Source organism: Methanohalophilus mahii DSM 5219 (genome assembly GCF_000025865.1).
Lineage (GTDB): Archaea > Halobacteriota > Methanosarcinia > Methanosarcinales > Methanosarcinaceae > Methanohalophilus > Methanohalophilus mahii.
In genome coordinates this window covers 1,881,794-1,894,335 of record NC_014002.1, presented here as the reverse complement: position 1 = coordinate 1,894,335, position 12,542 = coordinate 1,881,794, and the positions used below count along the sequence as shown (strand labels likewise).

Genomic DNA, 12,542 nt, shown 5'->3' with positions numbered 1-12,542 from the left:
TCTTTTTTGCCCGGTAAACCATCATCCTAATATAGAATTGCCAACAATTTACACAGCCAGGAGTTATAGTTATGAGAGTCTCTATTGTAGGTTCAGGTTATGTGGGTTCGGTTACAGCAGCCTGTTTTGCCGAATTGGGTCATGAAGTGATATGTATTGACATTGATGAAGAGAAAGTACGGCAAATCAATGATGGTTATCCTCCTGTATGGGAAGAGGGACTGGAAGAGCTTATGAACAAGCATGTGGGGAAAAACCTGATTGCCACTTCTGATTATGATTATGCTGTACAGAATACCGATGTATCTTTTATTTGTGTGGGCACACCTTCCTCAGATAACGGGGAGATTGATCTTTCGATAGTCGCCGCTGCAAGTAAGAGTCTTGGGGAATCAATTGCTTCCAAGAATGCTTATCATACTGTGGTGGTGAAAAGTACGGTTGTACCCGGTACAACAGAAGGGGTAGTTCGTTCCATTCTGGAGGAATATTCCGCACGTAAGGCTGGAGAAACCCTCGGGCTTGCCATGAATCCCGAATTCCTGCGTGAAGGCCGAGCTGTTCATGATTTCCTGAATCCCGATAAAATAGTGGTAGGCTCCCTTGACAGACGTTCTGATTCCATCGTATCCGGTCTTTACAGGGATATTGATTGTGAGGTAACCAGTGTAAATCTACGTACAGCAGAGATGATCAAGTACGTGAATAATGCTTTTCTGGCCACCAAGATATCTTTTGCCAATGAGGTGGGCAACATCTGCAAACGTCTGGGTATTGATACCTATCAGGTAATGGATGCTGTAGGCAGAGATTTCCGTATCAATCCGGCTTTCTTGAATAGTGGGGCGGGTTTTGGTGGCTCATGTTTCCCCAAAGATGTCCGTGCCCTGATCGGAAGTGCAAAGGATCTGGATTATTATCCTTCCCTGCTGGAATCAGTAATCGAGGTCAATGAACTGCAACCTCTCCAGATGGTTGAGATCCTGGAGGACAAACTACCGGAGATCAAAGATAAAAGGATTGCCGTGCTGGGCCTGGCTTTCAAGAATGACACCGATGATATACGTGAATCCCGTTCGATCCCCGTTATCAGGAAATTGCTGGAAAAAGGGGCGGATATCCATGCCTATGATCCTCTTGCCGCTGATAACATGAAAAAGGTCTTTCCCGACATTACCTATGCATCCAGCGCACAGGAAGCTCTTGAGGGTGCACAGGCCTGTCTGTTAATGACTGAATGGGACGAGTTCAGAAAACTTAACACTGAATTTGATTCGATGGACAGGAAACTTCTGGTTGACGGGCGCTATCTTTTAGATCCTGAAGAACTGGAGGATGTGGAGTATGAGGGGTTATGCTGGTGAGCATTGTTCGATACATTGATGTATCAAAACCCTTTTTTATCTGACATGAAACAAATAACCATCATTGATTATGGCCTTGGTAATCTCAGGAGTGTCCAGAAAGGGCTGGAACATGCCAAAGCTTCTGTAAATATCTCTATAGACCCTGCAGATATCGAGAACAGTGATGGGGTTGTACTGCCCGGTGTAGGAGCATTCAGTGATGCCATGAGCAACATCAAGCCTTTCCTGGATGTTCTTTATGGTTATGTCGAATCAGGCAAACCCCTGCTTGGCATTTGTCTGGGTCACCAGATGCTTATGACAAATTCCGAGGAAGGAGGCATGCGGGACGGGCTGGGTTTCATTCCCGGCAATGTTATTCGTTTTCCCCATAGTAAACTTAAAGTTCCACATATGGGATGGAATTCCATTAATATAACACAGCAACATCCTATCTATGAGGGTATCGAAGATGGTTCCTATGTCTATTTTGTACATTCCTATTATGTGAGTACTGACGATGATCATGCTCTTGCTTCCTGTGAATATGGTGTAGAGTTTGCTGCATCCGTTGTTAATGAAGAAGGCAATGTAATAGGAACCCAGTTCCATCCGGAGAAGAGCGGTGAAGTGGGGTTGAGGATATTGAGTAATTTTGTTAAAATGTGCTGAGGATTAATCATGGATATTGAAGGCTATGCCAGGCATGCCCTGCTTCGTGGAGAAGACGGAATTGCCGAAAAACTTGCAGAACGTATCATGGAAATAAAGGACACGGACAGACAGCATGCTATTGCACTTGCAAAAGCGGCCGTTGAAGAAGCCAGGGCAACTCTGGATGTAAAGGGCGACATACTATCCCCGATTACTTCAGGAGTAACCATGGGTCAGTTCGGCGTGGGTTCCAGGGGCATCGGTGATTTCTATGCCCATGAAAAAATTGCCGAGGTAATAGGCAGCACCAAAGCTGCAGTAGACAGCACCCATCTGGATGATTCCGGAGCTGTGCAGATGGAGGGAGGAGATTTCCTCATAGTCACAATCGATGGCATTCATTCCAGATTAAGTGATTTTCCTTTCCTTGCAGGTTTCCATGTTGCCAGGGCTTCTTTAAGGGATGTTTATGTAATGGGCTCCAGGCCCCTTGCCCTGCTTTCGGATATCCATGTGGCCGATGACGGGGATGTAGCAAAGATATTCGACCATGTCGCAGGTATCACCGCAGTATCGGAACTTACAGATATCCCTCTTGTGACCGGAAGTACCCTGCGTATTGGAGGGGATATGGTAATCGGAGATAGAATGACCGGTGGCGTCGGTGCTGTGGGTGTTGCTTCTTCGATGACTGCAAGGGAGAGGGCCGAAATCGGGGATGTGATTCTCATGACCGAAGGTGCAGGTGGTGGAACTATTTCCACAACCGCTCTCTATTACGGGATGCATGATGTGGTGGATGAGACCATCAATATCAAGTTCCTTCAGGCATGCGAGGCACTCCTTGAAAAAGACCTGGATAAAAAAGTACATGCAATGACCGATGTTACTAATGGGGGGGTGCGCGGTGATGCCAAGGAAATCTCAAGGACTGCAGGAGTCAAACTTGTCTTTGAAGAGGAAAATATGCGTCGGCTCGTAAATCCCCGGGTCTTCAGGATGCTTGAAAATCTCAATATAGATTATCTGGGTGTATCCCTGGATTCCCTCCTCTTAATAGTCCCCCCTGAACATGAGCAGGAAATTCTTGAAACCGTTCAAAATGCCGGTGTCGATATTGCAACAGTTGGCTATGTTGAAAAAGGACAAGGTGCCGAGCTTGTTGTTGATGGACACCGCCGGGACTTCACGCCACGCTTCCGTGAATCTGCCTACACACCAATTAAGAAGATGGTCGGAGATACCACTCCCTCTGACTTCGAGGCAATGAGCAAAGCGGTTGATAGGGCGGCTGAAGAGGCGATATCCAAAAAGAGACGTCTAGTGGAGATGTTGGGGAAGCAGTGATTACTTCCCCTTGACTTTGCGGACAATGAGGACGGGTCCATCCTTTTCCAGTATTTCCACTTTTTCTTCCCGGTCGATGGTGTCTTCTGAGCGGGCTTTCCAGTATTCTCCGCTGTATCGTACATAACCCGGGTTGCCTTCGGATATAGGATCTATCGCTTCGGCAATTTCACCGGTCATTTCTTCGCCAATAATTGGCTTGCGCCCCTTTGCCTGCAACACTTTGTATATGGCAAAGGCAAAGAACAGTCCGATTATTATCGTGGGTATAACAATATAGAACATCATACTCCTCTGTACATCTGCAGGTGTGTACCAGCGCGGGAAATCCATGGGTACCAGGAATATACTACCTGCTATCAGGCACAATATTCCTGCAATACCAAATATGCCAAATCCCGGCGCCTGCAATTCGAGAATAAGCAGGACCACCCCCACACCAATCAGGAACAGGGCTGCTATATTGACATCAAATCCCATGCCAATCAGGCCAAGGGCTATAAGAATAGCACCGAAAATTTCCGCCCCTGCACCCGGGCTGGAAATTCCCAGGACAATGGCATATATTCCTATCATCAACAACAGGGATGATATAATGGGATTTGATATTATATTCATAAGATACAGGCTCAGATTTGGCTCATAATTGACAATTTCTGCTCCTGATGTGTTGAGCTGTTTTTCCTTGACAGTCATCCCGTCTATCTGTTCAAGCAGGTCTGGTATATCTTCTGCAATATATTCAATAACGTTGCTTTCCTTTGCTTGTTCTGCATTGAGGTTCAAGTTCTCGGTGATGAATAACTCTGCAGCGGTCACATTTCTGTCATGCTTGCTTGCTTTTTCCTTGGACAGGGCAACAATTGCGTTTATCATCTTTGAGTCATTGATCGGTTCTGAGCCACCGGTAGGGGATACCTGTACAGGCTGGGCCGAACCAATTACAGTGAATGGCGCCATGGCCGCGATATCGGTGCTGATAAGAATCAGTGTGCCGGCAGACCAAGCTTTTGTTCCTTCGGGATAAACGTAGCCTATTACAGGAACAGGGGAGGCATCTATAGTCTCTATTATGTTCAGGGTTTCCTGCAGTCCCCCTCCAGGGGTATTCAAGGTTATTACAAGTGCCTCATAATTTTCTGTCTCGGCAATTTCCAGTGCGTCGCTTACCATAGCGTCGGATGCCGGTGTAATGGAATCTGACATATCCAGCACCATTACTTTTTCAGAGCTGGCAGTTGATAGTGTAGCAGTCAGTAAAAAAAGTGCAAAAAGAAAAAGGAAAAGGGTTTTGATCCTCATGGATCACCCTCATTTGTTCTTTGCAGTGAAAGCTTGGGTCAGAGCCGCTATATCTCCACTGTCAGAGGTGTTGGTGACTACAATAGTGTTGCCTTCCCTGGCAACCTCAGCTATGGTCTGCAACTCCCTCAGCTTTATTGTGGTGGGCACTTCCTGATAGAGCCTGGCGGCATCAAGCAATTTCTGGGAAGCCTTGTACTCTCCATCTGCAAGGATAATACGGGACCGCTTTTCACGCTCGGCCTCTGCCTGCTGGGCAATGGCCCTGAGCATCTTTTCATCAACACTTACATCCCTCAGGGTGACCGAGGTGACCTTGATTCCCCATGGATCGGTGGAAACATCCAGCATCTCCTGTATGTCCTTATTGACCTCCTCTCTTCCAGAAAGAACTTCATCAAGTTCGATTCGGCCGACTACATCACGCAGGGTTGTTTGTGCCAGCATTGAAGTTGCATACTTGTAATCCTCTACTTCGGTAACTGCTGATTCGGGGTTGAGGACTTTGTAATAAACGACTGCATCCACTGCCACTGTCACATTATCGTAGGTGATAACTGCCTGTTTCGGGACGTCTATTGTTACGATACGTAGATCTACCTTGACCGCAGTATCGATAATGGGGATTATGAAAAACACACCCGGACCCTTTACTCCACTAAATCTGCCCAACCTGAAGATGACCACTCGCTCATACTCCTTTACCACTTTGATGGATTGGGACAGGATTATTACTAATACGATTAATGCAGGAATTATATATTGTTCTACCATGCTTTAACTCTCCCTCTATGATACTTTGCATACAATACTTCTAAAAGTTATTGGTGGGATGGATGGAACAGGTGGATATATTACTAATTCTCTGCAGGTAGATAATTTAAAAATGCCAAATAGTATCCACTTTTTGCAGCAACCTACATAAACAAGCAGGTCAATCAGCAACACAGATACAATGAAAGAAAAATGCAGTGAATGTGGCGGAACTGGTGCCCGTGAGTCCTCAATACAGAAATGTCCCGAATGCAAGGGCTCCGGGAAACCAAAATCAATGAATCTTATGGAACTTTCAGAAAATGATGTAAACAGTTTCCTCAAGGGAAGTTCCGTATGCGAAAAATGCGGTGGCAGCGGGGAAGTTGAAATAAAGGACCCATGTCCTTCCTGTGGAGGGGACGGATTTCTTTATAACTGTGACCTATGCGGTAAATCTATCGATCACCTGATAGACGGACGCGAGATATGCAAATCATGTAATGAAGTAAAGGTGGTCCATGTGCTGGACGACTCCTGTGACATGAACGAGCTTTCCGTGGGCAAATATTACCATGCAGAGGTAAACAACCTCGCATCATTCGGGGCTTTTGTGAACCTTAATTCCAATCTGCGCGGGTTGATCCATTCAAGCAACATAAAGGCCAAACTTGAACCCGGGGAAAGGCTTGTCGTAGAGATAAATGAGATTCGTTCCGACGGGAAAATGGACCTGCTACCACGAATTGTCGGTGAACATAAGGTCGTAGAAGTCGAAAAGGAAATTCCGGTGCGTATCTCGTCTGAATTGAAGGATTATGTGGGTAAGCTTGTGCGTATCGAAGGAGAGGTGCTCCAGGTCAAACAAACAGGCGGTCCCACCATTTTCGTAATTTCCGATGAAGGCGGGATAATTCCCTGTGCAGCCTTTGAAAGTGCAGGGGAGCGGGCATATCCGGACATTGATTCGGATATGGTGGTATCTCTTACGGGTGAGGTCAATCTCAGGGGAGAGGATCTGCAGCTTGAAGTCAAGAGTATGAAGCAGCTCACAGATGAAAGAGAACAGACCGTCAGACAACGCATAGACCGTATACTTGACCAGAGGGCAGAACCTCATGATATAGAATTCCTTGTCAAAAGCAAGCTTCTGGAAGACCTTCGTCCTGAGATGAAAGAGGTTGCCCGAATTATCAAAAAAGCCATTCTCAGATCACGTCCTATTTTGTTGCGCCACCACGCTGATGCTGATGGCATGACTGCCGGTGTGGCCATTGAAAAGGCAATCCTGCCTCTTATTCGTGAAGTCAACGGTCAGGACGGAGAATACTATTTCTATAAACGTTCTCCTTCAAAAGCCCCCTTTTATGAGATCATGGATGTGACCAAGGATATTTCCTTTGCTCTTGAAGATGCGGAAAGGCATGACCAGAAACTGCCTCTTGTTGTGATGGTGGATAATGGTTCCACGGAGGAAGACGTACCCGCGATGAGACAGGCATTGATATATGGTATTGATATGGTGGTTGTGGACCATCATCATCCCGATAAGGTCGTTGATGATTACCTTCTGGCCCATGTAAACCCTGCTCATGTGGGTGGGGACTTCGGTCAGACTGCCGGTATGCTTTCCACAGAGGTTGCACGGATGATCAATCCTGACGTCACAGAACAGATACAACATCTCCCTGCAATCGCTGCTGTGGGTGATCGTTCAGAATCCGATGAGGCCTATCAATATATTGATCTCGTCTCTTCCAGATATTCTCTGGAAGATTTGCAGGATATTGCCCTGGCCCTTGATTTTGAAGCCTACTGGTTGAAATTCAACAGTGGAAGGGGAATTGTAAACGATCTTCTCAATTTTGGTGACTACATCAGGCATAAAAAACTTGTAAGTCTGCTGTGTGAACAGGCAAGGGCCATGATGGATGAGCAACTTGAGGCATGTATGCCCAATGTCAAATCACAGCAACTGCCCAACGGGGCTATCATGAATGTGCTTGATGTGGAGAACTATGCTCACAAATTCACTTTCCCTGCACCGGGTAAGACCTCCGGGGAAGTTCATGACAAAATCTGCAGGAAAAATGAAGGCAAACCGATTGTGACCATCGGCTATGGACCGGACTTTGCAGTTATAAGGTCACGTGGGGTTAAGATGAATATTCCTGAAATTGTCAGGCAGCTCCATGAGGAAATTGTTGGTGGAGGAGTGAATGGGGGTGGCCATCTTGTTGTCGGAAGTATCAAGTTCGTTGGAGGGATGCGTAAAAAGGTACTATCCAAACTCGTGGAAAAAATAGGCCAGTATGAAGTGGATATGGAGATTTAATATCTCCTTTAATCCACCCTTGCCAGTTTGATAAGTGAGTTCACGGGGACTCCACTGATTGTTTCCGAATTTTTCTTGTCAATAATGACTGCAATTGCAACAGGGTTTGATCCGCTTTTCTTTATCTGTTCAATTACATCGGTAATCGTTGAGCCAGATGAGACCACATCATCCACAATAATGCAGTTCTTTCCTTCTACATGCCCGAAATTTCTGCTGAAAATTCCTGTGTTTTTATCCCTCTCTTTCTGGCTGTCATAACCGTGGAATATGGAAAATTCGATACCCAGTTCCTCGGCAATCATGGTGGCCATGGGTACACCGCTTAATCCGATTCCCACGACCATGTCTGCCATCTGGTCATTGTCATCAAGGGATTCGAGCACCATGTCACACAGGGCCTGTGAAATATAACGCAGGCGGAAGGAGCTTTTACCTATGGCACTCCAGTTTACAGAGATATCCTTGGGTGCAGGGGCCTCAGCACCTCTTTTACCCCGCATGAGAAGCCATGTGACCGTATCCCTGGAGACATTAAGTTCATTTGCGATCTGGCCGGTAACAAGACCATTGGCTTGCAGTTCGGCTGCTTTTTGTATAAGTTCTTCTATATTCTTCATTTAATCCCCATGTGCTGTTTTATGTTGTCTATTTTCCTATACATCCTTTATAATATTATATCTTTCTTTTACGTATCTTCTTGAGGGGGGACCCACAGATGGGACATTCTTCACCATTGTCAAATCTTTTCATGCAGCCGGTGCATTTTTTCCCCCAGATTATTTTGTCCTTTATTCTGGATTGAGATATGGGCTCTATCTTTATACCAAGCATGCTAGCCACATTCTGCACAGCATAATCATCTGTCATGAGGACGGCATTTTTCCCATATTCCAGAGCTTTTGCCAGCACATCGATATCAGTCCCGGAAAGTTCTTCAATATCACCGGTGCCTTCTGCCTTGTCCACGATTTTTTCCCTGAATACAGGATCTGGTTGCTCTATTTTTGCCCCGGTTTCAAGGGCGATCAACATTTCCATGCTTGTGTATTTTGCCTTTGTTTCATCGATTACCGAGGGCACTGTAACAAGCTGGCGGTCCCTACCCTTACGGTTGATGAAAACGCCGGTGTCTGCGATGTAAATTTTCATGGGGTTAGATATGTTTAAGGATTATTAAAATTAAACCTGCATCTTCAGGATATTATATCGGTAAGAGGTAATATTCCTTTAATTTCCAGCCCGTTTTCGTCAATATTGATCTCATGGATTTCTTTCTTATGTTTAGAATTGAAGTTCTTGAGGACGATGAGGCCCTTTTTCAAATTCAATTTGTCTGCTACATAACAGGTTGCTATGGTGCTGTCAGCGTGCAATTTCTTGCCGGCTTCACCAATTAGTGGCAGTCCGGATGATATGGTTCCTGTCATCAGGAGTGTGATGTTTGCATTTTTGTATTTTGCCACGAGGTGCTGGATAAAGTTAGTCCCTTCCATAGTTTTCATATGTTTTTGCACGTCATCAACAAAAATCCTTGTCGCATTGACCTTTTCTACCGTCTGTTGAATTTCGTGGAAATGCCTGGCAAAATCATTTGTGGAGAGTTGCAATATTTCGATATTTCCTGCACGAATATCTTTTTCAAGTTCCATCCCTGCGGATTCAGCACGATTCAGAATGTCATTTTTTGTTTCATCAAATGAAACGATGATGCCCTTTTCATCCTGCTCAGTTCCCTTTTTTACGTATCGGATACCCATCAGGGTTTTACCTGTGCCGGTGGGCCCCCCGATATAATTTGCCGAACCTGCTCTCAGACCCCCACAAAGCATATAGTCCAACCCGCATAGGCCCGTTTCAAGTAGTTTGCTTTCTTCGCGGTTGGTTGTCCTGTCCTGCCAGGGAAGTACTGTTATTCCCTCACTGGTTATGGAAAAACTGTGTTTGCCCGGGATGTATTCCTGTCCCCGCAGTTTTAGCACTTCAAGATAGCGATTTCGCTGCTGCCTATCTTCTTTATTTGTAAGATGTATTATTCCATCTGTTACATATCCCAGTGTACTTTCTTCAATTTCCTTTTCGGACATCTCTCCGGTAACAAGTACCACTGAATTCCATTTTTTCATCCTTTTGAAAAATTCATAGTAGAACCTTCTTCTGATATTCTTATCGAAACTGCATCCTATGATTGTAATGGGATCAATAACGATTATCTCAGGTTTTATTTTTTCAATGGAATCCTCGAGATTCCACATGAAGGAATATATTCCCCGATCGAGGCTCTTGATATCAATGGATATCTGGTGTATGTTTCCTCTGGAAATCCGGGATACGTCATAATGACTCAGCCTTGATACAAAGTTGTTCACGACTGTGGCAGGTTCGTTGACCGAAGTAACATACAGGCAAACTTTTCCTTCTCTTGCGCTTTCACATATTGCCTGTAATGCAAACGTGGTCTTTCCGCTGCCTGCAACACCGGCTACAAGGGTCGCAGAAGGACAATTCCAACCTCCCTTGAGTATGCTGTCCAGGCCCTGGATGTGGGTGGTGACTTGTTGCATTAGATACTCCTTTATATATTCATCTAAAATATATCTTTTATTTTATTTAAACCTCGTTCTTTCTTGCGTAAATGTATTAATACAATCCGTCCAAATAATGCCATCTCAGGTGGATACAGATGGATATTCTGCAAGCAAAGAATAGAATAGTGGATTTCATTCGAGAGAAATGTGAGGATGCCGGTGTAACCGGTTCTGTTGTAGGTATCAGCGGTGGAGTGGATTCTGCACTTGTGGCACATCTGGCAGTGGAAGCCCTTGGTGCTGAGAATGTATTGGGATTGCATCTGCCTGAACTGAATGTAACGCCGCCTGAAGATGTACTGCATGCAACCGAGGTGGCCAATGGGTTAGGTATTGAATTCAGGACCATTGAAATCGGGGGAATCGTTCAAACGTATCTGGCAAATATGCCAGGGTCTGATCCTGCTAACAAATACGTTAACGGGAATCTGAAAGCCAGGATCAGGATGTCAATTCTTTACTATTATGCCAATCTTGACAGCAGGCTTGTGGCAGGTACCGGCAACAAGACCGAAATCTTGTTAGGTTATTATACCAAGTATGGCGACGGGGGGGTGGACCTAGAACCAATCGGCGACCTCTATAAAACTGAAGTGTTCCAAATGGCGGAAATGACAGGTGTACCCGGCGAAATCATTGACAAATCCCCCTCAGCCGCTCTCTGGGAAGGCCAGACAGATGAAAAGGAATTGGGACACTCCTATGCTACAATCGACAGCATCCTGATAAAAATGCTTGCAGGGGAGGAGGCCAGTGCAGTAGCCTTTGAATGCGGTGTCTCAGAATCCGAGCTGGACAAACTTCTCCAGCGCGTAGATTCCAATATCCACAAACGAATGCTGCCTCCTGTAGCAGACCTTGCAGATATAAGGATCTGAATTATCTTGAAGGGTGGGTATCCTTTCCTCTTTTCCGCACGAGAGGCATTGAAAGATGCCTGCGGGCGCAGGGGGGTACCTCATACATTCCGGTTTTGATCTCCCTTTCAACTTTGGACCTTATGGCTGTATCTGCCTGTGTTTTGCAACGCCTGCATCGATATCCCTGTCCCTTTCCGGTGGATTTCATTCTCTTTTTACATTCAGGGCACAGGGGGTTGACCTTCCTGCATTTTTCCGCAAGTTCTATCACATCAATTTTTTCAATATTCAGTGTCTTATTCTTGACACTTCCGTGTAGTGTTATATGATCTCCCGGGATAAGTTTGCGAATTAGTTCCCGGAAGTTTTTTGTGGGTTCAAAAGCGGCACACTCCATTTCTTCTCCTTCTTTGTCCCTGAAAAGGAATAGGGTGTGTCCTCCTTCAATTGTACGGGGAGTTGAAGCCACAAATCCCTGGATTATGTATGATTCCATGTCCTGCAGATTACTGATACTTTCTGCAGGAATCAGATGCATATCGGTTCCCTGGTTTGTCTTGTAGATTGCATATCTCTCTGTAACTTCTCCCTCTATCATGGAGGCGGCATGGGAGACGTATTCGGGTGTCTTTCCCCGAATTCCATAAAGGACAGGATCTGGCGAATGGGGTATGCAGACCACCAGATTGTTTGCAATATCCCGGTTGTCCCATGTATTGGGATAGGTGGCGTCATCTGCCCGGATAACACTATTCTCATCTACAAATCGCTGTGTACCCCATGTTTCTTTCTGCCTGTAGGACAGGTATTCATAGGTGTGGTCCCACTTTTCTTCCAGCATGGCGCCGCAGCCAGCCAGTGCTCCTATCAGTCCACGGCCGTTTTTGTACCCCCTGGCATCAAGTTCGCATTTTTCAATGATTTCTTTTGCTTGTCGGATGGTGATTACGTGTTGCACAGTGCGTTTGAAAAAGGCGGCCAGGACATTTTTCACTTCTTCATTGTTATTTTCGAGAAAGACTACGCCTGGATTTGTATTTTCGTCTTCCATCTGTGCCAGTTCTTCTATTCTCTGTATTACATGTTTTTTAACTTTTTCACGTTCAGATGTCTCTATTTTGATCGCAACGGCAGCATTGCCCCGGGTTTTGAATGGTATGGTAGGATTCAATCTTATAAGCAGAGGCAGGCCGACAGGTTTGCCATACGCTTTAAGTTCATCCATCAATAGGGCACCAAGGTATGTGGTACACATCCCAAGACTGCGGGAATCTGTATCATCAAAGCTTATGATCATGTTTTTTCGTATCATGCATTTGTGGGTAGATATATTTATATAGATGTGCAAGGACATTAT

Annotated in this window: 11 protein-coding genes; 5 read left to right on the top strand and 6 right to left on the bottom strand. The window is 45.4% G+C overall.

Features of this window, described 5'->3' with window-relative positions:
* The first annotated feature begins 71 nt into the window (after positions 1 to 71).
* The 3 genes from MMAH_RS09625 to MMAH_RS09615 are packed head-to-tail and all read left to right on the top strand — an operon-like array spanning position 72 to position 3,347.
* Positions 72 to 1,364, top strand: coding sequence for a UDP-glucose dehydrogenase family protein (locus MMAH_RS09625; RefSeq protein WP_013038365.1), 1,293 nt, complete (start codon positions 72 to 74; stop codon positions 1,362 to 1,364).
* 45 nt (positions 1,365 to 1,409) lie between these two features.
* Positions 1,410 to 2,018, top strand: coding sequence for an imidazole glycerol phosphate synthase subunit HisH (gene hisH, locus MMAH_RS09620; RefSeq protein ID WP_013038364.1), 609 nt, complete (start codon positions 1,410 to 1,412; stop codon positions 2,016 to 2,018).
* Between the two features lie 9 nt (positions 2,019 to 2,027).
* The gene (locus MMAH_RS09615; RefSeq protein WP_013038363.1) at positions 2,028 to 3,347 is read left to right on the top strand and encodes an AIR synthase-related protein; all 1,320 of its coding nucleotides are present in this window, start codon (positions 2,028 to 2,030) and stop codon (positions 3,345 to 3,347) included.
* Here MMAH_RS09615 and MMAH_RS09610 read toward each other — a convergent pair whose 3' ends face one another.
* Both MMAH_RS09610 and MMAH_RS09605 read right to left on the bottom strand, forming a co-directional pair.
* Entirely contained in the window at positions 3,348 to 4,649 is a 1,302-nt protein-coding gene (locus MMAH_RS09610; RefSeq protein WP_013038362.1) for an NfeD family protein, read from the bottom strand. It lies immediately after the preceding gene.
* Between the two features lie 9 nt (positions 4,650 to 4,658).
* On the bottom strand, positions 4,659 to 5,423 hold the full coding sequence (locus MMAH_RS09605; protein WP_013038361.1) for a slipin family protein: 765 nt from the start codon (positions 5,421 to 5,423) through the stop codon (positions 4,659 to 4,661).
* A gap of 181 nt (positions 5,424 to 5,604) precedes the next feature.
* Between MMAH_RS09605 and MMAH_RS09600 the strand changes: the two genes are divergently transcribed.
* Positions 5,605 to 7,737, top strand: a complete 2,133-nt coding sequence (locus MMAH_RS09600) for a DHH family phosphoesterase (RefSeq protein WP_013038360.1) — start codon at positions 5,605 to 5,607, stop codon at positions 7,735 to 7,737.
* 8 nt (positions 7,738 to 7,745) lie between these two features.
* Here the strand turns inward: MMAH_RS09600 and MMAH_RS09595 are convergent, their stop codons facing one another.
* The 3 genes from MMAH_RS09595 to MMAH_RS09585 are packed head-to-tail and all read right to left on the bottom strand — an operon-like array spanning position 7,746 to position 10,301.
* The gene (locus MMAH_RS09595) at positions 7,746 to 8,357 is read right to left on the bottom strand and encodes an orotate phosphoribosyltransferase-like protein (RefSeq protein WP_013038359.1); all 612 of its coding nucleotides are present in this window, start codon (positions 8,355 to 8,357) and stop codon (positions 7,746 to 7,748) included.
* Between the two features lie 55 nt (positions 8,358 to 8,412).
* Positions 8,413 to 8,889: an NOB1 family endonuclease gene (locus MMAH_RS09590; RefSeq protein ID WP_013038358.1), complete on the bottom strand. Its 477-nt coding sequence runs from the start codon at positions 8,887 to 8,889 to the stop codon at positions 8,413 to 8,415.
* Between the two features lie 44 nt (positions 8,890 to 8,933).
* Positions 8,934 to 10,301: an ATPase domain-containing protein gene (locus MMAH_RS09585; protein WP_013038357.1), complete on the bottom strand. Its 1,368-nt coding sequence runs from the start codon at positions 10,299 to 10,301 to the stop codon at positions 8,934 to 8,936.
* Between the two features lie 119 nt (positions 10,302 to 10,420).
* Here MMAH_RS09585 and MMAH_RS09580 point away from each other — a divergent pair, with 119 nt between their 5' ends.
* Positions 10,421 to 11,203, top strand: a complete 783-nt coding sequence (locus MMAH_RS09580) for an NAD+ synthase (protein ID WP_013038356.1) — start codon at positions 10,421 to 10,423, stop codon at positions 11,201 to 11,203.
* Position 11,204: 1 nt separating this feature from the next.
* On the opposite strand, the gene MMAH_RS09575 is transcribed toward MMAH_RS09580, so the two are convergent.
* Positions 11,205 to 12,482, bottom strand: a complete 1,278-nt coding sequence (locus tag MMAH_RS09575; RefSeq protein ID WP_013038355.1) for a tRNA(Ile)(2)-agmatinylcytidine synthase — start codon at positions 12,480 to 12,482, stop codon at positions 11,205 to 11,207.
* Between the last annotated feature and the right edge of the window lie 60 nt (positions 12,483 to 12,542).

What these genes read in the sequence shown, in the direction of transcription:
- MMAH_RS09625 (WP_013038365.1), top strand. Translation starts at nt 72, where the DNA reads ATGAGAGTCTCTATTGTAGGTTCAGGTTATGTGGGTTCGGTTACAGCA.
- hisH (WP_013038364.1), top strand. Translation starts at nt 1,410, where the DNA reads ATGAAACAAATAACCATCATTGATTATGGCCTTGGTAATCTCAGGAGT.
- MMAH_RS09615 (WP_013038363.1), top strand. Translation starts at nt 2,028, where the DNA reads ATGGATATTGAAGGCTATGCCAGGCATGCCCTGCTTCGTGGAGAAGAC.
- MMAH_RS09610 (WP_013038362.1), bottom strand. Translation starts at nt 4,649, where the DNA reads ATGAGGATCAAAACCCTTTTCCTTTTTCTTTTTGCACTTTTTTTACTG.
- MMAH_RS09605 (WP_013038361.1), bottom strand. Translation starts at nt 5,423, where the DNA reads ATGGTAGAACAATATATAATTCCTGCATTAATCGTATTAGTAATAATC.
- MMAH_RS09600 (WP_013038360.1), top strand. Translation starts at nt 5,605, where the DNA reads ATGAAAGAAAAATGCAGTGAATGTGGCGGAACTGGTGCCCGTGAGTCC.
- MMAH_RS09595 (WP_013038359.1), bottom strand. Translation starts at nt 8,357, where the DNA reads ATGAAGAATATAGAAGAACTTATACAAAAAGCAGCCGAACTGCAAGCC.
- MMAH_RS09590 (WP_013038358.1), bottom strand. Translation starts at nt 8,889, where the DNA reads ATGAAAATTTACATCGCAGACACCGGCGTTTTCATCAACCGTAAGGGT.
- MMAH_RS09585 (WP_013038357.1), bottom strand. Translation starts at nt 10,301, where the DNA reads ATGCAACAAGTCACCACCCACATCCAGGGCCTGGACAGCATACTCAAG.
- MMAH_RS09580 (WP_013038356.1), top strand. Translation starts at nt 10,421, where the DNA reads ATGGATATTCTGCAAGCAAAGAATAGAATAGTGGATTTCATTCGAGAG.
- MMAH_RS09575 (WP_013038355.1), bottom strand. Translation starts at nt 12,482, where the DNA reads ATGATCATAAGCTTTGATGATACAGATTCCCGCAGTCTTGGGATGTGT.